Below are 22505 nucleotides of genomic sequence, written 5' to 3'. Positions count from 1 at the left end.
GTCGAGGACGTAGAGATCGATGCGTCGTTGCGGGCTTGGCGTTGCGGCGCGCCGCCGGTCAGGCTGCGCCCTTGGCGCCGCTGTGCTCGCCTTCCGGGCGCGGCGTCAGCGCCGTCGCGGGGTGCCAGGTTCTTGCCGGGGTGGGGTCTGCTTGCCGAGGCCGGGAATGGTGGGGGCGGGCAGGTTGTCGGCCTGCCGCTTGGCCTGGTTGAGCTGTTCGGCGGTTCCCGGTAGTCGCGGCGGCGCGGGTGCCGGCTGCTCGAGGCCGAGCGTCGGGACCCGGGCGGACAGCGAGCGGCGCCACGGGTTCGAGTCGGGGTGGGGGAAGGCGAGGGCCGAGGTGAGGTCGCCGAAGGTGCGGCGGCGCCAATCGCTGATATTGGGCTCTCTGACTCCCGTGACCCGTTCGAGGAACCGCAGGCAGGAGGTGTGGTCGAAGGTCTCGCCTGCGACCCAGCCGCCGATCGTCCAGGGCGAGATGATGATGCACGGCACCCTGAACCCCGCGCCGATCGGCAGGTCGGCGACGAACTCGTCCGCAGTGCCCGCGGTGGGTGTGGGCGGTGGCACGTGGTCGAACAGGCCGTCGTTCTCGTCGTAGTTGAGGATGAAGACGGTCTTGGCCCATACCTCCGGGTTGGAGGCGATCGCCTCGATCTTGGAGGCGACGAAGTCGGCGCCCGCGGCCGGCAGGTGGTGGGGGTGCTCGGACTGGGCCGCGGGAGCGATGATCCACGAGACCGTGGGCAGGCGGTCCCTGCGGGCGTCGTCCTCGAAGGTTCCCGCGGGCCGGAAGGCCATGCCGTTGTCGTACAGCAGGTCGCCGGACTTGGCTGTGCGGAACTGGGCGAACTCCGCGAGCATGTTGCAGCCGTTGTTGTCGCTCTGCTGGTAGACCCTCCAACTGACGCCGGCCGCTTGCAGGCGTTCGGCGTAGGTCGTCCAGGTGTAACCGCCGGCCGGGGCGGTGTTGTCCAGGATCGGGCCTCTGTGCCTGCCTGCGGCATCGATGGTGCCGGTCATCCAGTACATGCGGTTGGGCCAGGTGGGGCCCATCACCGAGGAGAAGTAGTGGTCGCAGACGGTGAAGGTTTCGGCCAGCGCGAAGTGGAAGGGTATGTCCTGGCGCGTGTAGTAGCCCATGACGTAAGGGCCGCGTGCGCCGTCGGCGGCCCGGTGCGCGGGCAGCCACTGATCCATCCTGCCGCCGTTCCACGCCTGGTGCTGCACCGTACGGGTGTGGCTGGTCGATCCGATCGTCTGCGCGCTGGTGACACGGGTGTCCAGATGGAACGGCAGCAGATAGCCGTCGGGATGGTCCGCATCCGGCTGGTAGAACACCGTCCGGCCAGTGCCAAGTCGCAGCGCGTCCGGGTCGTCGAATCCCCGCACCCCCGCCAGAGTTCCGAAGTAGTGGTCGAAGGAACGGTTCTCCTGCATGAGCAGGACCACGTGCTCGACGTCCGCCAGCGAGCCGCTACCAGTCGGCCCGGACGCCACCACCCTCTGCACGCTCAATGGCAGCAGCGACAACGCCGCTTCCCCGCCGAGAACGCCCACCGCACTCAGCAGCGTACGCCGCGTCAGGTTCGGCATGCTGTCTCCCTTCTTGTTCGTGGGTGCGCGCTGCACCTGCGACCGGTTCCGCGGCTTTGACCGCTGCCCAGGCCCCGGGCTTGGCCACCGGTTGAATCGGATTGCCGTCTGAATCGCAGACGGGGCCTGCATGGCGTGGAGAGCTACGGCGGTATGCCGTCTACGGGCGGTCCGGCGCATCAGGTGCCGCCCGCCAAGGCGCACCTTCCTGAAACGGTGACGGCTCAGGCTTGGCCTGCCGGCGGCTCACGGTCGTCTCCCGCGGATGCCACTGGCGGCTGTGGACGGATTGCGCCCCGCCCGCAAGGCGGCGTCCGCCCACCCGGGTGCGGGCGGGGCGCAACGCGGGGCGCTTTGTCAGTGGGCGCACCCGAGCACGGAGCCGTGGTTATGGACGTAGTGAGCCGAGGCCCGGCCGCCTCGGCCGGCGAGCTTGTACCAGCGGTAGTTGCCGTGGACGCCGGCGCCCTCGGTGTTGCACGCGATTCGCACACCGCTGCCGTTGGCCGGACTGCTGGTGATCGAGTGGTTGGTGCCGGTGCCGGTGCCACACGCTCAGCGGCACCGGAAGGGCCACTTGCTCCGGCGTCGCCTGGTAGCAGTAGCCGACATGGGCTGGGAAAGCGGCCCGCGCTGTGGGGCAGCGGCCACGGCCCCGACAACTGCGCCGCCTGCAGGCAGAACCGATATGGCAGCCTTCCGAATGGACTGGCCGCTCACCAAATCCCCCTTTCAGTTGATACAGTCGAGATATATGGACTTGCCCGTATTGCTAGATCAAGACTGCCCGATACCCGCCCGGGGTAGTCGCCACGGAAGGGTGAATGAAGTCGCGTCAGCCTCACGACCCTGTGCGGGTCGGTCCACGGCAAGTCCGCCTGGTCGTACCGGCAACGCGGCGCGCCGCGAGGGCACCGCGCTCGCGGCGATCGGCCTGGAATCGCCCGACCCGGCGCCGCCGCCCGCCCGTGCCGAGGCCCTCCTCGCCCCGGTGCCGTCCCGCCGCCGCACCCCCGAGGACATCCCGCTCGACGTGGTGGCCGCACCCGATGGCACCGAAATCTTCTTCTGCGTTACCGGTCGCCCTAACTACCGGATCGACAGACCGACTTCACGGCCACCGGTGGACATCCCGCCGCAGCCACGCGGGGTTGCTTCCGCGGGCGCGGCCGCCGTCGGCCGCGGCGACCACCAAACGCTCACCCAGCCCTGGCACCACTTCGACGAAGCCGCCCTCTTCCGCCGGCGTCCTAGGCCTGCGTCCCCAGGAGACGCGACCACCGACGGCCACGCAGTGGCCCAGCACATCGCGCTGGCCACCGACGACGTGGTCGCCGCCGCCTGCCGCTTCCGCGTCGCCGGCGGCCGGCTGCTGGAGATCCCCGCCATCTACTACGACGACCTCGCCGCCCGGTGTGACCTTTCCGCGCCCACGAGGTGGAGACCTACCGGGAGCTGGGCATCCTCTACGACCGCGACGCGGGCGGCGTTTTCCGGCACGGCTACACCCGCACCGTCGGCCGACCACATCATGTGCCCTTGTGCATTGTCGCGGGCCGCAGCCATGGGGGGCCGCAGCCGTGGGGGCTGGGGCTGACCGCCTTCGGCGTGGGCACGGTCCTGGGCAGGCTGCGGATGACTCGCTGGTCGCCGCGGCGGCTGTTGCTCGTGGGGATGGTTGGCGTACTGCCGCCGGCGTTGCCGTCCGCGGCACTGGCCGTGCCGGCGCCGACGCCAGCGCTGGTGATGGTGATGTTCGTGACCGGGGTGAGTGTCGAGGTGTTCTCCGTGGCGTGGATGTCGGCGCTGCGCCAGGAGATGTCGGAGGAGAAGTTCCCGCGAGTGTCGTCGTACGACTGGCTGGCTGGCTGGCTGGCTCGGGTCGCTGGCGTTGGTGCTGGTGGCGACGGCGCTGGCCGGTCCGGTGAAGGACGCGGCCGGCCGCCCGGCCGCGTTGCAGAGATGCTCTGGTGCTGACCCTGGCCGTGCTGGGCGTTCCCGACGTACGTCGGCTCATCCGTCGTACGGAGCCGACGGCTCCCGTCGGGTGAGGTCCGGGGCGAGGACCCGGTCGGTCTTCACGGCACGTGTGGGCCCCCGAGATAGTTCCCCTTGGAGTCGTAGGGCCAGGCGTTGGGCTTGCAGCCCTTGAGTCCGTATATCTGCTGCATCATCGCCGGCGCGGGCTTGCCCGGTCCGGGGCATGTTTCGTGGCCGTGGCCGATGCGGTGTCCGACCTCGTGGTTGATGATCAGTGCGCGGTACTCGGAGACGGGTCCCGTGAACTCGGGTGACCCCGTGAGCCAGCGTTTGAGGTTGACGACCACCTTGGGGCCGACGTCGCAGTTGACCTCGCCGTGGGTGTCCAGTCCGCCCTCGGCGCAGATACGGTCCGCGGTGTCGGGGCTGGCTATGTCGATCACGAAGTCGTACGGCTGCTGGGCGACGAGCTGGAACGCGTTGCGTCCGTCGGTGGTCCAGCTTCGCTTGTCGGCGAGGATCTGCTCGATCTCTCGGGCCGCCTCGTCGGCTGAGACGTCTGTTCCCTGCTCGACCTTGACCACGTACCGCCGGACCTTGCTGCCCTTGCCGTACACCTTTCCGGACGCCTGGGCGGTCTCGAACTGCCCGTTGCCGTGCTGCAGGACCTTCGGTGTCCTCGAGGGTTTCGGCGAGACGTTCCCCGTTTCCGGACTTGCCGACTCCTCCTGCGTCAGCGTGGACCGGCCCTCCCTGCGCTGAGGCGAAGGCGTGGGTTCCTGCTCCCTCTCCTGTCCCTTCGTCGTGGCCGTCCCCGCCCGCGAGCCGTCGCCGCTCGGCCTGCCCGTGTTCAGGGCCGCCACGCCCAGCGCGCCGGCCGTCGCCAGTGCGAACAGGAGGTAGACGCGGCGACGGCGGTGGGCGCGGCGGCGTGCGGTACGACGGGCGGTGCGGCGGCGGCGCGCGCCGGTCGTTATTGGGCCGGCGGGCGAAGGGCGGGTGGTTCCTGGCATGGCGTCCAGGCTGAGGACCGCATGTGATGCCCTCTGGATCGAAAGGTCACGAGATCATAACGGTGATCTTCCGGCCGTGGGACGCGGCACCTCATATGATCCTTCCGTAACAGTTCTCCCGCCGGGCGGCATCCGGCAGCCATGGCCGTCCGCGGCTCGCACATACTGAACGACATGCCCCGGATCCTGCTCATCGAAGACGACGCCGCCGTGCGGCGGGCCGTTCAGCTCGCCCTGCGCCACCACGGGCACGAGGTCGTCGCCGCCTCGACGGGCGAGGAGGGCATGAACTACCTCGGTTCCTTCCGCCCGGACGTGGTCGTGCTGGATCTCATGCTGCCTGGCATGTCCGGCCTCGACGTCTGCCGGCGGATCAGGGAACGCGAGCAGGTCGGCATCATCATGATGACCGCCAAGGGTGACAGCGTCGACATGATCGTCGGCCTGGAGGCGGGGGCGGACGACTACGTGGTCAAGCCGGTCCAGGCCCGGGTTCTGGAGGCTCGAGTCCGCGCGCTGCTGCGCAGGCTGGACGCACCGGCCTCCGGCGCCGCGCGGCCCAGGGCCGAGTCGCACGGCGACCTGACCGTCGATCGGGCAGGGATGCTGGTGACACACCGGGGGCGACCGGTCGGCCTGGCCCCGTCCGAACTGCGGCTGCTGCTCGCGCTGTCCGCGGCACCGGGTCAGGTACTGAGCCGTCAGCAGCTGCTCGAAGCGGTCTGGGAGCACAGCTACCACGGGGACATACGACTGGTGGACGCCTGCGTCAAACGGCTGCGCGGCAAGCTCGGCGACCTGGGCGCCCCACGCTACATCCACACCGTGCGCGGGTTCGGCTACTGCTTCCGGTCCTCGTGATGTTCCTCGGGAAGGCACGTGCCGCCCTCCGCGGCGGCCTGCGGCTGCGCCTCGTGGTGGGGTTCGCGGTCGTCGCCGTGGTCAGCACCCTGACCACCGGCGCACTGACCTTCCGCGAGGCGCGCACCGGAGTGCTCCAGCAGAGCCAGGACGCGGTGGTCAAGGAGTTCCGGGACAGCGTCGACGCCCGTGCGCCCGGGTACTCCGACCGGCCCGATCAGTCGGAGCTGGATTCCATGGTGCAAGAGCTGGCCTGGACCCACCGCTCACAACAGTGGCGTTTCCTGGCCACCTACGCCAACCTGCGCGCCGTCTACGGGCCACAGGACAGCTTCGACGCCCTGACCCCCGAACTGCAGCGCTCCGTGCGCACCCGGCCGGCCGCCGTCTTCCAGCGTGTGCGCCAGGACGGGCAGGCGTACCTCGTCGTCGGGCTCCCCGTCTGCTACGCCGCCTCGGCCACCGCGGCTCCCACGCCGTCCGGGCTCGTGCTCTACCTCGTGGTCCCCCAGAAGAGCGAGCAGCTCTACGTCAACGCCCTGGTCACCGCGATCGAACGGGCCATGCTGCCGGCACTCGGCCTCGCCGTGCTCCTCGCGCTCCTGGTCGCACGCGGTGTGCTGCGCCCCGTGCGCGCCCTGGGCCGGGCCACCCGGCGGATGGCCGCGGGACACCTCGACACCCGGCTGGCGGTCAGCGGATCCGACGAACTGGCCGAACTGTCCAGATCGTTCAACGACACTGCCGCCGCGCTGGAGCATTCGGTGACGGAGCTGCGCCGCATGGAAGCGCAGGCCCGCCGCTTCGCCGCGGACGTCTCCCACGAACTGCGCACCCCGCTGGCCGCGATGACGGCGGTCACCGACGTGCTCGACGAGCAGTCGTCCCGTCTGGACCGGGTCACCGGCGAGGCGGTGCGGCTCGTCAGCGAGGAGACGTCACGGCTGGCCCGGCTGGTCGACGACCTCATGGAGATCTCCCGTTTCGACGCCGGCGCGGCCGAACTGGCCCTCGACGACATCGACGTGGCCGAATCGGTACGGCGCACCCTCGCCTCCCGCGGTTGGCCGACCCAGGTGACGACGGAGCTGCCGGCCGGCCCGCTGCGCGCCAGGGTCGACCCGCGCCGGCTGGATGTGGTGGTGGCGAACCTGGTCGGTAACGCGCTGCGGCACGGTGCTCCGCCGGTGACACTGCGCCTGGCGGCCGGGAGCGCGCAGCTGCCCGAGGACGGGTGGGTCGTCATCACGGTGACCGACCGGGGCCCCGGTGTCCCCGAGGCCGCCCTGCCGCATATCTTCGAGCGCTTCTACAAGGCGAGCGCGGCCCGGACCCGCAGCGAGAGCAGCGGCCTGGGGCTGGCCATCACCGCCGAGAGTGTACGCCTGCACGGCGGGCGCATCCGGGCGGCCAACCATCCCGGGGGCGGCGCCGTCTTCACCGTCGAACTGCCGCGGCACGGCGGCTCCACTGCCGGCACTGCCCACGACCGGCGGGAAGGGAGGGACGGAGAGTGACAGCCGTCCTCAGGGCCGCCCGCGCCGGACTCGCCCTCGGCCTCCTCTCGGTGGCGGGCTGCGGGGTGCCCACATCCGGCGTCATCGGCGCCGGCGCGCCGGCCACCGGTGTTCCGGCGCGGACCACGGTCTACTTCCTGGCCGACTCGGACCTGCGTCCCGTACCACGCCGGACCCCCTACGACGACACCCCGGTCGCGGCAGCCGTGCAGCTGCTCCTTGCCGGGCCGACCCCGGCCGAGGCCAGGACCCTGAGCACGGCGCTGCCCGCGGTGCGGGGCGGCGTCGACGTCAGGACGGACGGAGACAGCGTCACCGTCCGCTTCCCCGCCGGGGTCGACCGCCTGGACGCACGGGCGATGGCACAACTCACCTGCACCGTCGAAAGGGCGGTCGGTAGGAGCTCGACAGTCCCGTCGGCGGCCGAGCGGTCCAGCGCGCCACCGGTCCAGCGGGGGGCCGTGGGCGTGGTGCCGCGGCACGTCGGCGTCCGCGCTGTGGGCACCACCTGGAAGACGGTCGGGACGGACGCCGCCTGCCCGGCCGGTTGAACGGGAAACTGCCGGGAACAGCACGGTGTCCGGTGCGTCCCTACACGGCGTGCGCTGAAGGGGATGTCCGTGGCCGTCTTCGCTCCCTTGACCCTGACCGCGGCAGGAGAGCAGGCCGCACCGAACCACGTGCTCGCTCAACGGGAGTTCCGCTGCCTTGGGCCGGCCGGTGCGGTGCCGGAGTGCCGCTCCTGTGCGGCGGCGGCGCGGGTTCAGCTGTGGGCGGCCGGTGCGGCTGTCAGGTCGGCGAAGTCCCCGAGCATGTGGGAGGTGTGCGCGGGGCGGCCCGTGACGAGGCGGAAGGTGTGCGCTGTGGCGTGGACCAGCAGGCTCCCGCCCTGCAGCACCGGGCAGCCCAGGGCTCGTGCCGCCTGCGCGAGCGATCCGGTGCCAGGGCGGTGGTCGAGGTCGCAGATCCACAGGTCGCTGCGCAGCGACTCGGTGAGCACCTGGGCCAGCCGGTCGGATTCCTCCGCGGGCGGGAGGGCGTTGAGGAGTCCGTCGGCCTGCTTGAGGTGATGGTCGAGGGTCTCGGCCGGATGGGCCGTGGCGGGACGGTTCACCGCGTGCCGGTTCACGGCTTCGGCCAGGGCTGAGGCCCGGGCCGGGTCGGTGTCGATCAGAGTCAGGTGTTCCACGCCGCGCTCGGCGAGTGCGTGGGCGACCGACACACCGGCACCCGTCGCGCCGACCTGCACGACCCGGGAGAGAGCAGCGTCGGGCAGGCTCCGTGCGAACGCGGCGGTGAAGGCTTCCATGCCGGTGTCGTGGCCGGTGGCCCGGCCATCCGCGTCGTAGACGACCGCGGTGACCGTGCCCGTTCTGGCGGCGGCCCGGGACAGTCCGTCTAGGGCCGCCGCCGGGTGACCGGCGGAGGCGGCCACGCTGAGTCCCGAGAACCCGCAGACCCTGCAGTCGTCCAGCAGCGTGCCGAAGTCCCGCTGGCCGCCCAGGCGCCGGCACAGGTAGCGCAGGTGGTGGCGCTCGGCTTCACGGCGGTGGAGTTCGGAGCTGACCGAGAACTCGGCTCCCGGTGCAATCAACCCGACCAGGTACGAGTGCTGGTTCATCCGGACTCCACACGAGTAATGTACGAACTGGTTCGTTATCCCTATCAGGATCGGCGCGCTGCGGGAAGTGGCAAGGATGCCCCGATCGTGCCCAGGACACGTCGCGCTTCCGACCCGGGGCGGGCGAGGGGGGTCACATGGGCACGGCCGTCTCACGGGACCGGCACCGTCCGCACGACGCGGGCCGCACCCGGCGCGAGATACTCGCGGCAGCCAGAGCGGAGTTCGCGGAAGCCGGGTACGCGGGCGCCCGCATGGACGAGATCGCCGCCCGGACCCGTACCAGCAAGAGGATGATCTACTACTACTTCGGCAGCAAGGAAGGCCTGTTCACAGCCGTCCTCGAGGAGGCGTACCGCGAAATCCGCCGGCAGGAGCAACTGCTGGACGCCGACGAGCAGGACCCGGTGGAGGCGATGCGCCGGCTGGCGGAGCTGACCTTCGACCATCACGAGGCCCATCCCGACTTCGTCCGCCTGGTGAGCATCGAGAACGTCCACCGAGGACGTCACCTGGCCCGCTCGCAACACCTGGCGGACCTGCAGACCCCGGCGCTCGCCGTCATCGAACGGATGCTGCGCAGGGGACGGGAGAGCGGGCGGATCACCGCGGACGTCGACGCGGTCGGCATGCACGCCTTCATCAGCTCGTTCTGTGTCTTCCCCGTGGCCAACCGGCACACCTTCGCAGCGCTGTTCGACCGCGACCTGCTCGCGCCGGTGCACCGTGACCGGCTGCGCACCATGCTCGGGGACCTGGTCGTCACCTACCTGACGGGCACCGCCGCGCAGCCGAGTCCCCTGGTTTCACCCGAGTGAACGCAGCGTCCTGACCGCCTGTTCGGCAGAGGCGAAGCACTGCCGCAGGGAGCCGCCCGCTCCGTCTGCCGCCCCCACCGGATACACCCCCAGCCGGGGCCCGCGGCGCAGGCACGCATCGAGCAGCCGGGTGTCGGGCACCGCGCCCTGCGACACGAGCAGCGGGCCGGGCGCGTCGATCCACTCCTCGCCGCCGGCCGTGCGGACCCTCACCCGCCGTTCCTCCAGCGCCGTCACCTCGGCGCCGAGCACGATCCGGACGCCCCGGTGGTGCTCCAGCCTGGGAACGGTGAGGATCTTGGCCCGGCGTCCGACCTCCGGCGCGAGGGTGCTCTGCGCGCCCACGAGCACCACCGCGGTACCCGTCGCCGCCAGGTGATCCGCCACGCCCACCCCGTCGCGGTCAGCACCCCAGATCAGGCAGTGGTCCGCCCGCCGGCCGCTCGCCAGCCATATCCGCACGTCGAACATCTCACGCACGCCGGCTCCCGCAGGCAGCAGACCGGCCGCGTCCCGGCCGACCGCGCCGGTGGCCACGACGATCGCGTCGTCGTCCCGGCCGGCCAGCACCTCCTCGTCGACGGACTGTCCGGTGCGCACGGCGACACCCAGCCGGCCCAGCTCGCCCTCCAGCCAGTCCAGGACGAGGCGGTAGTCCGGGTGCTGCCGCAGACCCGCCGCCAGACGGAACGCCCCGCCCAGCCGCGATCCCGCCTCCATCAGCTCGACGGTGTGCCCGTCCCCGGCCAGCAGACGGGCCGTCTCCATGCCGGCGGGACCGCCGCCGACCACCAGGATTCGGGCGGGCGCCGCACGGTGCGGGGCGTCCGTCACCTCCTCCCGCCCGGCGCGGGTATTCACGCTGCACCCGATGGGCTGGTTGTCGTGGAGCTCGTCGATGCACCGGTTGCAGGCGATGCAGGGGCGGTAGGCGTCGCCGGTCAGGACGCGCCCGGGGAAGGCGGGGTCGGCGTGCAGGGTTCTGGCGAGGGACACGAAGTCCGCCTGACCCGACGCCACGATCCGCGCCGCGGCCCGGGCGGAGTTGATACGCCCGGCCACCCCGACCGGCAGCCCGAAGTGGCGGCGGTAGCGCTGCGCGTAGGGGGCGAGGATTCCTGGCTCCCATTCGCCCGGCTGAACGATCCATTCGCCCGCCTCGTACGAGCCGGCCGAGATGTCGAGGAAGTCCAGGCGGCCGAGCGGGACCTCCCGCATGAGGGCGAACGTGGCGTCGGCGGACAGCCCGGCGGGATGCCCTTCGTGCGTCGAGATGCGCAGTCCCACCGCCTGCTCGGGCCCCGCCTGCTCCAGGACCGCCTCGAGCACCAGGCGCAGGAAGAGCGTCTGGTCGCCGAACTCGTCGTCGCGGTGGTTGGTCACCGGGGACAGGAACTGGTGGATGAGATAGCCGTGCCCGCCGTGGACGGTCAGGACGTCGACGCCCGCCTGCCGGCAGCGGCGCGCGGCGTCCGCGTAGGCACGGATCAGGCGGCGGATGTCCGCTGCTGTGAGCTGCCGCGGGAGGCCGCCGCCGGTCACCCGGCACGGTAGCGGGGACGGAGCGACCGGCTGATGCCCGCTGACGGCCGGGTGGGTGGTGCGTCCGCCGTGGTTGAGCTCCATGCCGATGAGGGCGCCGTGGCGGTGGACGGCGTCCGCCAGGGCCCGCAGCCCGGGCACGTGGCGGTCGTCGTCCAGAGCGAGCTGGCGGGGTCTGCCCCTGCCGTCGGCGCGGACCTACCCGGCTTCGGTGTGCACGAGCGCGGCGCCGCCCGTAGCCCGTGCAGCGAGGTAGGCGATGTACCGCTCGGTGACCGACCCGTCCTCGGTGCAGTAGTTGCGCTCCATGGGGGCGGCGACGAACCGGTTCCTCAGCTGCAGGGGGCCCACCTGAAGCGGAGTCGCCAGTACGGTGCGCGGATCGGCGGCCGGCATGTCGGTCGTGGCGGCTTTCACAGTCCCAGGTACACCTCCCGCACCCGAGGGTCGTGGCTGAGCTGCGTGGAGGTGCCGCGCATGGCGACCTGGCCGTTCTCCATCACGATGCAGTGGCTGGTCACCCCGAAGGTGAGCTTCGCGTTCTGCTCCACCAGGAGCAGGCTCAGGCCTTCCTCGCGCAGCCGCAGCAGCACGTCGAGGATGTTGCCGACGAGCTTCGGCGACAGGCCCATGGAGGGCTCGTCCAGCACCAGCAGACGCGGCCGGGTCATCAGGGCGCGGCCGATGGCGAGCATTTGCTGCTGGCCGCCGGACATCGCCCCTGCCAGTCGCTCGCGCATGTCCTTCAGGACGGGGAAGAGGGTGTAGATCTCCTCGAGTTGCCGGTGGGTGTCCTTGTCCCAGGCGCGGGAGTAAGCGCCCAGGAGGAGGTTCTTCTCGACGGTCAGCCCGGGGAAGACGTGCCGGCCCTCGGGGACGTAGCCGATGCCGTGGCGGACCATGTCGCGGGCCCTGACCCGGGTGAGGTCCTTGTCGCCGAGGCGGATGCTGCCGTTGCTGCGCGGGACCAGTCCCATGAGCGCCTTCAGGGTGGAGGTCTTGCCGGCGCCGTTGGCTCCGATGATGCCGACGGACTGGCCGGGCTCCACGGTGAAGTCGATGGAGCTGACGGCCTGGACCCCGCCGTAGTGCACGCTCAGTTCCTGCACACTCAGGCACTCTGCGGTGGTGCCGGTGATGACCTTCATGAGGTCGCCTCCTTCGCACGGTCAGGCTGGTCGGCGGCCTCGGGGGTGTCCATGCCGAGCTCGGCCAGGTCGGACTCGCCGAGATAGGCCTCGATGACCTCCGGCGCGGTAACGACCTGCTGAGGGGTGCCCTCCGCGATGACGTTCCCGCTGGACAGGACGGTGACCTTCTCGCACAGCGACATCACCAGCCCCATGTTGTGCTCGATGAGGATCACGGTGGTGCCGCTGTCCCTGATCGAGCGGACGATGCGGATGAGCTGCTGCACCTCCTCGCCGTTGAGTCCGGCGGCCGGTTCATCGAGCAGCAGCAGCCTCGGCCGCGCCGCCATGGCGCGGGCGATCTCGATACGGCGCTGGATGCCGTACGGCAGGGCCGTGGGGTCGGCGTCCGCGAAGTCCCCGAGCCCGAAACGCTCGAGTACCTCGTCCGCCTGCGCCCGCAGTCGGCGTTCGTGCGCCCACACTCCCGGCTGCCACACGGCGTACTGCCAGATCGTGTGCGTACGGCTGCGGTCGAGCGCGACGAGGATGTTCTCCCGCACGGTGAGTTGCCCGAACAGGCGCAGGTTCTGGAACGTGCGGGACAGCCCGGCCAGCGACAGGACGTAGGGCCGGGCGGTGGTGGTGTCGCTGCCGGCGAAGCGGACCGTGCCAGCGGTCGCCCGGTAGAAGCCGCTGATCACGTTGAACAGCGTCGTCTTCCCGGAACCGTTGGGACCCACAATGCCGCGGATCTCGCCCTCGTTCACGGCAAGGGACACCTCGTTGAGCGCGCGCAGCCCGCGGAACTGCTTGGTGACGCCTTCCACCGTCAGCAGCACGTCCGCGGTGTCATGACGCTCGATGGGGGAGTAGGGCGTGAAGGGCCGCAGCTCGGCGCGGGCGGACTCCCGGCCGCGCCGTCGCTCGTACACGCCGCGCAGCCGCGCCGGGACGCCGGCGAGACCGGTCGGCGCGAAGACGACCATGAGGACGACGACGACGCCGTAGCCGAGTTGGGCGTAGGTGGAGAAGTCCGACAGCCATTCCCGCACCAGTGTCAGACCGATGGCTCCCACGACGCAGCCCACCAGGGAGCGGCGGCCGCCGATGATGACCATCGCCAGCAGGATGAACATATTGGCGATGGAGAAGGTCTCCGGCGCGACATAGCGGATGAGGCCAGAGTAGAGAACTCCGGCGAGGCCGCCGTAGAGGCTGGCCAGGAGGAAGGCCGTCATGCGCAGCAGCGGGATCTCCGCGCCCATCGCCCCGGCTGCCAGGGAGTCGTCCCGCATGGCGCGCAGCCGCCGGCCGAGCGAGGTGCGCACGACGAAGAGGCCGAAGACGAGCGCGAGGCCGAAGACAACGGCCTCCAGGTAGTAGTAGAGGTACTCGCTGGAGAGATCGATACCGGGCAGAGTGGGCCCGGGGACACCGGAGATGCCGTCGGCGCCGCCGGAGATGTGGGCGTTGGTGATCCAGTTGATGAACCCCAGGGCGAGACCGAGGGTGACGATGCCCAGATAGTGCGACTGCATCCGTAGGGCTGGGATGCCGACGAACAGGCCGATGACGACGGTGGCGAGGACGGCGAGCAGGGCCGCGGCCCAGAAGCCGTACCCGTAGTGGGTGGTGAGGATGGCCACCGAGTAGGCACCGACGCCGAAGAACGCGACCTGGGCGAGATTGATCTGGCCGGAGATGCCCATCGCCAGGCCCATCCCGATCGCCAGCAGGGCGTAGATGAGGGCGATGTTCACGATGTGGATGGTGTAGCTGCCCAGACCGTAGGGGAGCACCCAGGCGGCGACGACGATCGCAGCGACCGTGGCAATGCGGGTCCTCATGCGCGGCTGACCGTCCTCTCGCCGAAGATCCCCGTGGGCCGGATCATGATCGCCACGGTGAAGACCAGGAAAGTGACCAGGACTGAATAGCCCTGGAAGTGGCCGGCTGCGTAGGAGTCGAGGACGCCGATGGCTACGCCGCCCACCACTGCTCCTTGGATCGAGCCGAAGCCGCCCAGCATCGCCGCCGCGAAGCCCTTGATTCCGAGTGCCCCGCCGAGGGAGGCGTCGACGTAGAGCATGGGTCCGACCAGGCCGCCCGCGAGGGCAGCCAGGCCGGCTCCGATGGCGAAGGCGAGAGCGTTGCTGCGCCCCACGTTGATCCCCACCGCGGTGGCCGCCTCGTGGTCCATCGCGACCGCCTGCATCGCCGCGCCCCGCTTGGTGCGCGACAGGAAGAAGGCAAGGGCGACGACGGCGATCGCGGCGACCGCCATGACCAGCAGGTCGTAGGTGCGCACTCGGATGCCGAAGATGTCCAGGGGCGCGGCGTGCAGAGGAGAGGGGACGGCGCGGCCGGTGGTGCCCCAGATGAGGATGGCGACCGCCTGGAGCACGATGCCGAAGCCGATCGTGCCGATGAGCATGAGGTCGAAGTCCTTGTTCTCCAGCGGGCGCAGCACCCGCTCGATGACCAGGCCGATGGCGCCGGTGACCACGATGGCCGTCACCATGGCCACGGCGAAGGGGAGTTTCGCGGTCAGGTAGAACGTGGAGGCCGCGTAGGCGCCGATCATGGCGATGTCCGCGTGGGCGAAGTTGACCAGCCCCATGGTGCGGTAGACGAGGGAGAAGCCCATCGCGACCAGGGCGTACACGGCTCCTAGGCTCAGGCCGCTGACGAGTGTCTGGAGAGTGTCCTGCACGTCGTCCTCACTTCTGCTCGACGAGCGCGCCGGACTTGATGACGCCGATGCTGGTCTTGGTGATGCCGACGCCGTTGGTGCCGTACTGGAACTGTCCCAGCAGGCCGTCGTAGGTGGTGGAGCGGATCGCGTCGGCGAGCTTCTTGCCGGTGGCCACATTGCTGTTCTTCAGCGCGGTCAGCAGGATGCTGGTGCCGTCGTAGGCCTTGGCGCCGTGAAGTTCGGCGTCCTCGCCGTAGGCGGCCTTGTAGGCGGCGGCGAACTTCCGCGCGGCGGGGCTGACGTCGTTGCTCAGGTAGGGGGAGCTGACGATCGTGCCCTCCGCGGCCGCCTTGCCGGCGGTGTCGATGAACACGGGGGTGCCCTGCGGGGCGGCGCCGGCGAAGGGGGCGGCGATGCCGAGGTCGCGCGCCTGCTTGACGATGAGGCCGGCCTCGACCTCTTCGGAGCCGATGAACACCACCTGCGGCTTGTTCGCGCGGATCTTGGTCAGCGCGGCACTGAAGTCCTTCTGGTCGGTGGTGACGACCTGGTCGCTGACCGGGGTGACGCCGAGGTCCTTGACAGCCTTGCTGAACGCGTCGTGCTCGCCCGTGCCGTAGGAGCCGTTGTTCGTGATCATCGCGATCTTCTTGTAGCCCTTGTCCTGCACCAGGTACTTGGCCAGGGTGCTGTCGTAGGTGGTGCTGGTGGGCCCGTTGAGGAACAGGAAGTCGCTCTTGAGCGCGACGAGCCCGTCGGACTGGCCGGAGGTGATGTTGGGGATGCCCTCCTGCTTCAGCACGGGCGCCATGGCGATGGTGACCGCGCTCTCGGAGGTGCCGATCATCGCGATGTACTTCTCGCTGGAGATCTTGCGGGCCAGGTTGGTGCCGGTGGTCGGGTCGCCCTGGTCGTCGAACGACTTCAGCTGGATCTTGCGGCCGTTGATGCCGCCCTTCTTGTTCCACTCGTCGACGGCGAGCTTGGCGCCCTTGTACTCCCAGTTGCCCAGAGAGGAGAGCTGGCCGCTGCGGGCGTCGATGACGGCGATCTTGATGGGGCCCGAGCTCGAGCCGCCGCTCTTACCGGAGTCGCCCGGGGCGCTGCAGGCGGTCAGGGCGGCGGCCACGGCGATGGCGGCGGCGAGCAGGGTGCGTGGGGCCGAAGGCTGGGAGATGCGGGACATGCGGGTCACCTCGTCGGTGTCGGTGGGCAGGCAGGGGTGGGGGGAGGCGACGCGTGCCCCGCCGGCCCCGCGGTGCGGGGCCGGCGGGCCGGTGCACGAGTGGGGATCAGGCGGCGTCGGCCGGGAAGCGGCCGGCGTAGATGTCCTTGATGTTCCAGTGGCCGGGAGTCGGGACCGGCTCGTTGACCATGGGTACGTCGAGGACGGCGGGGCGGCGGCGGGCGATGGCGTCGTCGAGGGCCTTGCGCAGGTCGCCGGGTGAGGTGACGGTGTAGCCGTCGGCGCCGCAGGACTCGCCGTAGCGGGCGAAGTCGGGGCTGTAGGGCCGGCCCTCGGTGTCGGTGAACTCGCAGCCGTAGGAGCGTCCGAAGGACGAGGCCTGAAGGTCGGCGATGGTTCCGTGGGCGCGGTTGTTCATCACCACGAAGATGACGGGCGCGCCCTGCTCGACGGCCATCGGGAGCGCGGGGAGCTGGGCGCTCATGCCGCCGTCGCCGATGAGGGCGACCACGACGCGCTCGGGCTGGGCGATCTGCACGCCCACGGCCGCGGCCGGGCCGAAGCCCATGGTGGAGGCGCCTCCCGGAGTGATGAAGCGGCCCTCCTCGGGCAGTTCATAGCACTGCGCGACGCCGTTCTTGTTCCAGCCGACGTCGGTGACCAGGATCGCGTCGTCGGGCAGGGCCTCGCGCAGGTCGGTCAGGATGCGCTGGGGCCGCAGCGGGAAGTTGTCGCTGCGGCCGGCCTCGCGTGCCGCGTCGAACACGCCGGTCCGTGCGGCGGCGATGCTCTCGCGCAGGCCGGGACGGGAGACGGGCGTGCTCTGGTGGGCCCGGACCGCTGCGCCGATCTTCTCCAGGGCGAGCTCCACGTCCGCCACGGCGCCGATGTGGACGGGGTAGTTGCGGCCGATCTCGGCGGGGTCGATGTCGATCTGCAGCAGTCGGCTCGGCGGGAAGTTCCATGTGTAGGTGGCGTCCCAGGAGCTGGCGTCGGTCTCGGCGAAGCGGGTGGCCAGCGCCAGGACGACGTCGGCGCCCTTGGTGCGTTCGTGGGTGCTCTCCAGCCCCCAGAAGCCGGGCATGCCCAGCAGCAGCGGGTGGCGGTCGGAGACGATGCCCTTGCCCATCAGGGAGTGGGCGAGGGGGATGTCGAGGTGTTCGGCGAGTGCCAGCAGCTCGGCGCGGGCGCGGGGGCTGCGCAGGCCGCCGCCGAAGTAGATCAACGGGCGTTCGGCGTCGAGGAGTTCCTCGGCGATCCGCTCGGCGGTCGCCTCGTCCAGGCCGGGCCGGCCGAGGTGCCCGGGCAGCGGATGGGCGCCTTCGTAGGGCGTGACCGGCCGGTTGAACAGGTCCATCGGGATGTTGATCAGAACGGCGCCGGGGCGCCCGTTGGTGGCGGTGAAGAAGGCCCGCTCGGTGACGCGTGGGATGTCCTGGACCCGCTGGACCTCCCAGGTGCGCTTGCAGAAGGGCCGGTAGATCGCGGTCTGGTCGGCGTCGGCGTGGAGGTTGACCTCCTGGTGCGGGTGCCGGCCGTAGTAGTAGGAGGGGATGTCGCCGGTGATGACGACCAGCGGCACGGAGTCCAGGGCGGCGGTGGCGACGCCGGTGACGGCGTTCATCATGCCCGGTCCCACGTGAGTGAGCAGCACGCCGGGGCGGCCGGTGGCCCGGGCGTAGCCGTCGGCGGCGTGGGCGGCGGCCTGTTCGTGCCGGGCGATGACGAATTCGATGGAGCTCGGGCCGAGGGCGTCGAGGAGGGCGATGTTGGTGTGTCCACAGGTGCCGAAGACGTACTCGACGCCGTAGGACTCGAGCTGGGCGACGAGGGCTTCGGCGGCGGTCACGGTGGTCACGAGTTCTCCTTGGGCAGCTCGCGGCTGTCGCCCCAGATGGACAGTCCGCGCAGTACGAGGGTCTTGACGACGGTGTAGTCCTCGATGAGCCAGCGAGGGGCCTCGCGGCCGAAGCCGGAGTCCTTCACGCCGCCGAACGGCACATGGTCGAGGCGGAAGTTGGAGGTCCCGTTCACGATCAGTCCACCGACCTCCAGGCGCCGCCAGGCGGTGAGGATGCGGGTGATGTCGTGGGTGAACAGGCCGGCCTGCAGTCCGTACCGGCTGGCGTTGCACTGGTCGAGGACGGTGTCGAAGTCGTCGAAGGGGATGACGGCGACCAGCGCGCCGAACACTTCTTGGACGACGACGGAGGCGTGCGGGGGCGGATCGGCGACGATGGTCGGGGCGGCGGTGGCGCCGTCGCGGGTGCCGCCGCGGATCACGCTGGCGCCCAGCTGGCGTGCCTCGCTCGACCAGGCGACCACCCGTTCGGCCGCGTTCTCGTCGACCATGGAGCCGATATCGGTGCGGTCGTCGAGGGGATCACCGACGACCAGGGCGTCGACTGCCGCGGTGAAGGCGTCGAGGAACTCGGCGTAGCGGCTGCGGTGGATGTAGACGCGCTGCACGGAGATGCAGCTCTGGCCGGAGTTGCTGTAGCCGGTGCGGGCGCAGATCTGTGCGGCTGCGGCGGCGTCGGCGTCCTCACACACGATCGTGGCGGCGTTGCCGCCCAGCTCGAGGGCGAGCCGTTTGCGGCCTGCGGCGCGGGCCACGGCGGCACCGGTGTCGGCGCTGCCGGTGAAGCTGATGACGCTGACCGGGTCGGCGGCGCACAGGGCGGCGCCGACGTCGCCGCCGCCGTGCAGCAACTGGACCGCCTGGTGGGGCATGCCGCTGTCGAGGAGTAGCGCCACGACGGCGGCGGAGGTGGCCGGTGCCTGGGGCGGGGCCTTGACGAGGGTGGTGTTGCCGGCTGCGAAGGAGGCGCCGAGCTTGTGGGCGAGGAGGTTGGCGGGCGCGTTGAACGGGGTGATCGCCAGCGCCACTCCGGCGGGCGCCCGGTAGGTGAAAGCGGTGGTGCCGATGCCGGTGTTCCAGCCGGCCACCGGCAGGGTCTCGCCGTCGATACGGCGGGCCTCGGCCGCGCAGACGGCGAAGGTGGAAGCCACGCGGTCGATCTCGGTGCGGCTGTCCTTGACGGGTTTGCCCAGCTCCAGGGCGAGCAGGCGGGCGAGCCGGTCGCGGTGGGCGAGCGCGTTGCGTGAGGCGGCCTCCAAGATGTCGGCCCGGGCGGCGGGCGCGAGGTCGGCCATCTGCCGGGCGTAACCGCCGGCCTGTGCGATCGCCGTGTCGATCTCGCGCTCGGTGGCGGCAGGGGCACGGCTGACGGTGCGCCTCAGGTACGGGCCATTGCGGTCCGTGGGAGGGCCTTCGCCGCCCCAGGAGCCGGCGAGGTAGGGGAGGGCCTCGACCACGTCGTTCTGGTCGGCGGCCTTGAGGAGGTCTTGCAGCATCACGTCTCCAGAAAAAACCATCTGATGGTTTCCGTGGACTGCTCTGTGGACTGGCGTGTAACGTACGGGCGCCAAGAGGCCGTGGCAATAGGTCGGCGTGAGGAAGTTGAAACCAGCGGTTTTCGAACGGACCTTGGCTGGTGGAAGCTGTCCCCTCGAGTGCCGCGCCCGACAACGGGCCGAGCGGCCGGCCACTGACGAAGGAGAGCGCGTGGACACGGAGCAAGGACAAGGCGGCGTACGCAGCGTGCGCCGGGCTCTGGACATCCTGTCACTGCTGACCGAAGATCAGCCCACCGTTCCTCTCAAGGACATGGTCGACGCGACCGGCCTGCCCAAGACGACCGTGGTGCGCCTCGTCCAGACGCTGGAGCAGTACGGACTGTTGTGGGCGACGCCCGGGGGTTACACAGCCGGGCCCGGCCTGTGGCGCTGGGCCCATCTGGCCCACACCAGCTGGGAGTTGCCGCCGGACACGCAGAGGTTGTTGCGTGAACTGGTCGATCGGCGCGGAGAGACGGCGAATCTGATGATCCGCCGCGATATCCACCGTGTCTGCGTCGCCCAGCAGGAAAGCCCTCAGCCTCTGCGGCACGTGGTGCGAGTGGGCGACGAACTGCCGCTGTGGGCCGGCGCCTCGTCGAAAGTGCTGCTCATCGGGGCCACCGATGGGCTGATGCAACGGGTCGCCGCCGCCTCCCCGTACGGCGTCGCGCACGTGCAGCAACTGCGGCTGTGGGCCGACGAGGCCGCCGGTCGCGGGTACGCCACCAGCCACGGCGAGCGCGACATCGGCCTCACGGCCGTCGCCGTGCCCATCCGCACCCAGTCGGGCGTCGCGGTCGCCTCGCTCTCACTGAGCGGCCCCAGTGCGCGCATCACGGAGCAGGACATCGAGGTGTTCGCGGACGACCTGCGGGAGACGGCCGCACGCATTGCCTCGCAGGGCTTCCACCACCCCCTGGGGCCGCGCACCTAACCACGCCGGCAACGGCGCCGCAGCAGGCGCCGCTGGAAGGAGACGTCATATGCACGTTCGCCCCCTAGATGGAATACGCGTTCTGGACCTCACGAACGTGCTGGCCGGCCCCTACTGCAGCTACCAACTCATGCTCATGGGCGCCGAGGTGGTCAAGATCGAGCGTCCGGGCCAAGGTGATCTGGCACGGAACCTGGGCCCCGACGCCGCCCTCAACAAGGACGGTGTCGGGGCGTCCTTCCTCGCCCAGAACGCGGGCAAGAGTTCGCTGGAGCTCGATCTCAAGGACACCGCCGACCGGGCCCTTTTCGAACGGCTCCTGTCCGGGGCGGACGTCCTGCTGGAGAATTTCCGGGCCGGCGTCCTGGAGAGGATGGGTTACGGCGCGGAGCGCCTAGCCCAGCTCAACGAGCGTCTCGTCTACTGCTCCATCTCCGGCTTCGGACAGGACGGCCCGATGAGCGACGCGCCGGCCTACGACCAGATCGTCCAGGGTCTCACCGGCATGATGAGCATCACCGGCACGCCCGAGACAGCCCCCCAGCGGGTCGGCTTCCCCGTCTGCGACACCACCGGCGGACTGATGGCCGCCTTCGCCATCAGTGCCGCCCTGCTCCACCGGGAACGCACCGGGCGGGGCAGCCGTCTCGACGTCTCCATGCTGGAGGCATCGCTGTCCACCATGGGCTGGGCCGTCTCCAACTACCTTGTCAGCGGCATCCCGCCGGAACCGCTCAGCGACCAGAACCCCACCGCGGCCCCCTCCGGCACCTTCCAGGCCCTGGACGGGCCCCTGAACATCGCGGCCAACCAGCAGCGCCAGTTCGAGGCGCTGTGCCGGCTGGCCGGCGCGCCGGAACTGATCACCGACGACCGCTTCGGCGAACGGGAACAGCGCAAGATCCATCGCGAAGAGCTCAACGCCGCGCTGAACGAGGCACTGTCGAGCCGGCCGGCCGCCGACTGGGAGCGCGAACTGAACGCCGCCGGTGTGCCCGCCGCGCGGGTGCTCACCGTGCCGCAGGCCCTGGAACAGCCGCAACTGACACACCGGAACTTCATCACCAGACTCAGCCATCCACGACGTCCGGGACGACCGCTCCATGTCGTGGGCAACGGCGTCCTCATCGACGGGGAAGCATTCGTCCCGACGTCACCTCCGCCGCTGCTGGGCGAACACAATGCCCAGCGGGAGGAGATCGCAAACCGATGGGCGAACGCGGCCACCGCGGCAGCCGGAGAGGCTGCCGCATCATGACCAGCGCACACGACGAAGCCGCACAGTGGTGGGCCACTGCGGTCAGCCACATAGAACCCGGCAGCATCGAGCTGCGCGACCGGCCGGTGCAGGAACTCATCGGCACCGCCGGCCTGGTCGACGTCATCTGGCTGATGCTGCGCGGAACCACACCCACGCCACGCGAATCGTCCCTGCTCGAGGCCGCCTTGGTCGCCGGCGTCGACCATGGACCACAAGCCCCCTCCATCGCTGCCGCCCGCATGGCAGCGACCTGCGGAGTCGGCCTCAACAACGCTGTCGCCACCGGCGTGAACATGCTCGGTGACGCCCACGGCGGAGCCGGCCAGCAGTGCGTGGAGATGCTCACCGACATCCGCGATCTGCAAGCTCTGGGTGGCAGTTGGCAGCAGGCCGCACAGGAGGTCATGGTCGACTGGCAGAGCCGCTCGAGATACCTGCCGGGCTTCGGTCACCGCTTCCACCCCGTCGATCCGCGGCGCGATCCGCTCATCCGGCTGGTCCAGCAGGCGGCTTCCGACAACGTCGTCAGCGGCGACTTCCTCCATGCCGCTCTCGCCGTCGAGGGCATCCTCAAAAGGCGCCGGGCGGGCGCCCGGCCGGTCCCGATGAACATCGACGGAGCCACCGCCGTCATCTACGCCGAACTGGGCTTCTCCGCCCCCCTAGCCCGCGGCCTGTTCGTTCTCAGCCGATCCGTGGGCATCCTGGCGCACGCGTGGGAGGAGAGCGGGCAGGGGCGCCGCAACAAGGGACCGATCCCGCGCACCGTCCTCCCTGCGCGGCTGCCCCAGCCGAAAGACGCGTGAACAATCCGCGTCACATCTCTTGCCACACCTCCTGCGCATCCCTAACGTAGCTTTCCGCCAATCGGCAACCATCGTACGGACCATCCGAACCGTACAGCGGACCATGATCCGCCCCGCTCCTCCCTCCCCCCACCTGAGAC

Annotated in this window: 18 protein-coding genes and 3 pseudogenes; 9 read left to right on the top strand and 12 right to left on the bottom strand. The window is 70.5% G+C overall.

Annotated elements, in window-relative coordinates; genetic code table 11:
• Nucleotides 1-105 precede the first annotated feature (105 nt).
• Nucleotides 106-1596, bottom strand: coding sequence for an alkaline phosphatase family protein (locus BZY54_RS29880; RefSeq protein WP_086728451.1), 1491 nt, complete (start codon nucleotides 1594-1596; stop codon nucleotides 106-108).
• A 357-nt stretch (nucleotides 1597-1953) separates the two neighbouring features.
• Nucleotides 1954-2088 carry a hypothetical protein gene (locus BZY54_RS54825; RefSeq protein ID WP_279634711.1) on the bottom strand — a complete coding sequence of 45 codons (135 nt, stop codon included), beginning with the start codon at nucleotides 2086-2088 and terminating at the stop codon, nucleotides 1954-1956.
• Nucleotides 2089-2482: 394 nt separating this feature from the next.
• On the opposite strand from BZY54_RS54825, the pseudogene BZY54_RS53685 reads away from it, so the two are divergent.
• Both BZY54_RS53685 and BZY54_RS29870 read left to right on the top strand, forming a co-directional pair.
• Nucleotides 2483-3120 (top strand): annotated as a pseudogene (locus BZY54_RS53685) (sugar phosphate isomerase/epimerase and 4-hydroxyphenylpyruvate domain-containing protein); the annotation flags it as partial.
• A gap of 24 nt (nucleotides 3121-3144) precedes the next feature.
• Nucleotides 3145-3647 (top strand): annotated as a pseudogene (locus BZY54_RS29870) (MFS transporter); the annotation flags it as partial.
• A gap of 27 nt (nucleotides 3648-3674) precedes the next feature.
• Here the strand turns inward: BZY54_RS29870 and BZY54_RS29865 are convergent.
• The gene (locus BZY54_RS29865; RefSeq protein ID WP_086728446.1) at nucleotides 3675-4589 is read right to left on the bottom strand and encodes a DUF3152 domain-containing protein; all 915 of its coding nucleotides are present in this window, start codon (nucleotides 4587-4589) and stop codon (nucleotides 3675-3677) included.
• Between the two features lie 174 nt (nucleotides 4590-4763).
• On the opposite strand from BZY54_RS29865, the gene BZY54_RS29860 reads away from it, so the two are divergent.
• The 3 genes from BZY54_RS29860 to BZY54_RS29850 are packed head-to-tail and all read left to right on the top strand — an operon-like array spanning nucleotide 4764 to nucleotide 7518.
• Nucleotides 4764-5450, top strand: coding sequence for a response regulator transcription factor (locus tag BZY54_RS29860; RefSeq protein WP_086728450.1), 687 nt, complete (start codon nucleotides 4764-4766; stop codon nucleotides 5448-5450).
• Nucleotides 5450-6967 (top strand): sensor histidine kinase, encoded by a 1518-nt coding sequence (locus BZY54_RS29855; protein WP_086728445.1) that lies wholly within the window; start codon nucleotides 5450-5452, stop codon nucleotides 6965-6967. The genes BZY54_RS29860 and BZY54_RS29855 overlap by 1 nt, the downstream gene beginning before the upstream one ends.
• Complete coding sequence (locus BZY54_RS29850; RefSeq protein ID WP_086728444.1) at nucleotides 6964-7518, top strand: GerMN domain-containing protein; 555 nt, start codon at nucleotides 6964-6966, stop codon at nucleotides 7516-7518. Before BZY54_RS29855 ends, BZY54_RS29850 begins: the two co-directional genes overlap by 4 nt.
• 212 nt (nucleotides 7519-7730) lie before the next feature.
• Here the strand turns inward: BZY54_RS29850 and BZY54_RS29845 are convergent, their stop codons facing one another.
• A complete protein-coding gene (locus tag BZY54_RS29845) occupies nucleotides 7731-8588 on the bottom strand; it encodes a saccharopine dehydrogenase NADP-binding domain-containing protein (protein WP_086728443.1) in 858 nt (285 codons plus the stop codon).
• A gap of 137 nt (nucleotides 8589-8725) precedes the next feature.
• On the opposite strand from BZY54_RS29845, the gene BZY54_RS29840 reads away from it, so the two are divergent.
• Nucleotides 8726-9406 (top strand): TetR/AcrR family transcriptional regulator, encoded by a 681-nt coding sequence (locus tag BZY54_RS29840; protein WP_086728442.1) that lies wholly within the window; start codon nucleotides 8726-8728, stop codon nucleotides 9404-9406.
• Here BZY54_RS29840 and BZY54_RS53680 read toward each other — a convergent pair.
• From BZY54_RS53680 to BZY54_RS29805, 8 genes and pseudogenes are all read right to left on the bottom strand, one after another.
• Nucleotides 9395-10198, bottom strand: a complete 804-nt coding sequence (locus BZY54_RS53680) for an FAD-dependent oxidoreductase (protein WP_279634712.1) — start codon at nucleotides 10196-10198, stop codon at nucleotides 9395-9397. The two genes, BZY54_RS29840 and BZY54_RS53680, sit on opposite strands and share 12 nt — an antisense overlap.
• A 162-nt stretch (nucleotides 10199-10360) precedes the next feature.
• A pseudogene (locus BZY54_RS53675) lies at nucleotides 10361-11344 on the bottom strand (oxidoreductase); the annotation flags it as partial.
• Nucleotides 11345-11361: 17 nt separating this feature from the next.
• Entirely contained in the window at nucleotides 11362-12096 is a 735-nt protein-coding gene (locus BZY54_RS29830; RefSeq protein ID WP_086728441.1) for an ABC transporter ATP-binding protein, read from the bottom strand.
• Nucleotides 12093-13928, bottom strand: a complete 1836-nt coding sequence (locus BZY54_RS29825; RefSeq protein ID WP_086728440.1) for a branched-chain amino acid ABC transporter ATP-binding protein/permease — start codon at nucleotides 13926-13928, stop codon at nucleotides 12093-12095. Before BZY54_RS29825 ends, BZY54_RS29830 begins: the two co-directional genes overlap by 4 nt.
• Nucleotides 13925-14794: a branched-chain amino acid ABC transporter permease gene (locus BZY54_RS29820; protein WP_143668148.1), complete on the bottom strand. Its 870-nt coding sequence runs from the start codon at nucleotides 14792-14794 to the stop codon at nucleotides 13925-13927. The genes BZY54_RS29825 and BZY54_RS29820 overlap by 4 nt, the downstream gene beginning before the upstream one ends.
• Nucleotides 14795-14801: 7 nt before the next feature.
• On the bottom strand, nucleotides 14802-15962 hold the full coding sequence (locus BZY54_RS29815) for an ABC transporter substrate-binding protein (RefSeq protein ID WP_086728438.1): 1161 nt from the start codon (nucleotides 15960-15962) through the stop codon (nucleotides 14802-14804).
• A 106-nt stretch (nucleotides 15963-16068) separates the two neighbouring features.
• Nucleotides 16069-17820 (bottom strand): thiamine pyrophosphate-binding protein, encoded by a 1752-nt coding sequence (locus BZY54_RS29810; RefSeq protein WP_208640808.1) that lies wholly within the window; start codon nucleotides 17818-17820, stop codon nucleotides 16069-16071.
• The gene (locus BZY54_RS29805) at nucleotides 17817-19319 is read right to left on the bottom strand and encodes an aldehyde dehydrogenase family protein (protein ID WP_158103930.1); all 1503 of its coding nucleotides are present in this window, start codon (nucleotides 19317-19319) and stop codon (nucleotides 17817-17819) included. The genes BZY54_RS29810 and BZY54_RS29805 overlap by 4 nt, the downstream gene beginning before the upstream one ends.
• Before the next feature lie 211 nt (nucleotides 19320-19530).
• Here BZY54_RS29805 and BZY54_RS29800 point away from each other — a divergent pair, with 211 nt between their 5' ends.
• Genes BZY54_RS29800 through BZY54_RS29790 form a run of 3 tightly spaced genes read left to right on the top strand, consistent with a single transcriptional unit; the run spans nucleotide 19531 to nucleotide 22365 of the window.
• Nucleotides 19531-20298 (top strand): IclR family transcriptional regulator, encoded by a 768-nt coding sequence (locus BZY54_RS29800; protein ID WP_086728448.1) that lies wholly within the window; start codon nucleotides 19531-19533, stop codon nucleotides 20296-20298.
• Nucleotides 20299-20347: 49 nt separating this feature from the next.
• A complete protein-coding gene (locus tag BZY54_RS29795) occupies nucleotides 20348-21556 on the top strand; it encodes a CaiB/BaiF CoA transferase family protein (RefSeq protein WP_086728436.1) in 1209 nt (402 codons plus the stop codon).
• Nucleotides 21553-22365: a citryl-CoA lyase gene (locus BZY54_RS29790; RefSeq protein WP_086728447.1), complete on the top strand. Its 813-nt coding sequence runs from the start codon at nucleotides 21553-21555 to the stop codon at nucleotides 22363-22365. The genes BZY54_RS29795 and BZY54_RS29790 overlap by 4 nt, the downstream gene beginning before the upstream one ends.
• Nucleotides 22366-22505: the final 140 nt, after the last annotated feature.

It is taken from the genome of Streptomyces carpinensis (assembly GCF_002154505.1).
GTDB classification, from domain to species: domain Bacteria; phylum Actinomycetota; class Actinomycetes; order Streptomycetales; family Streptomycetaceae; genus Streptomyces; species Streptomyces carpinensis.
This window is presented reverse-complemented; position numbering and strand designations above follow the sequence as displayed.